This is a genomic window from Streptomyces capoamus, assembly GCF_014654935.1.
GTDB lineage: Bacteria > Actinomycetota > Actinomycetes > Streptomycetales > Streptomycetaceae > Streptomyces > Streptomyces capoamus.
The window spans coordinates 52,951-53,695 of record NZ_BNBF01000031.1; the positions used below are offsets into that span (position 1 = coordinate 52,951).

1 protein-coding gene is annotated in these 745 nt (G+C 68.5%); it reads left to right on the top strand.

Annotation, left to right across the window (positions count from 1 at the left end):
- The coding region (locus IE312_RS43025; RefSeq protein ID WP_229900740.1) for a molybdopterin-dependent oxidoreductase at nt 1-745 on the top strand (745 nt) is incomplete at both ends.

Below are 745 nucleotides of genomic sequence, written 5' to 3' on the forward strand. Positions count from 1 at the left end.
GCGGTCAAGGACTGGGCGATCCGCCACTTCGGCACCAATGACAAGCTCGTGCTGCAGCTCGGCATTCTCGCCGTGCTCGCCGTGCTGGCGCTGGTGCTGGGTGCGCTGGCGGTGCGGTTCCGGCGGGTCGGAGCCGCCGGGGTCCTTCTCTTCGGGATCGTCGGGGCGGCGGCCGCCGTGAGTCGGCCCGACTCCACCAGCTTCACCGATGCGCTGCCCTCCGTCGTAGGAGCCGTTGCAGGGGCTCTGCTTCTCTACGTCCTGGTAGGCCGCCTCACAGCACCCGCCCGACCCAAGGCCGCCGAGTCCAGCGCCGAAAGCGAAGAATTGGCAGATCCTTCGTCCGCAGGGTGGGACCGGCGGGGATTCGTCCTGGCGGCCGCATCCGCCGCAGCGGCCTCAGCCGCGGTCGGAGCGGTCGGCCGGTCACTGAACGCCTCGCACGGCAAGGACGCAGTCGCCTCACGCAACAACGTCGTGCTTCCCTCTCCTGGGTCGCCGGCGCAACCGGTACCCAAAAGGGCCGGACTGCGCGTCCCTGGAATCAGTCCCTTCGTCACCCCGAACGACGATTTCTACCGGGTGGACACCGCGCTGGTGGTGCCCAAAGTGGACGCCACCGCTTGGCGGCTGCGTATCCATGGCAAGGGCGTTCGCCGTCCGGCGACCTACTCCTTCGATGACCTGCTGCGCCGTGAGCTGATCGAGCGCGACATCACGCTGACCTGTGTCTCCAATGAGGTCG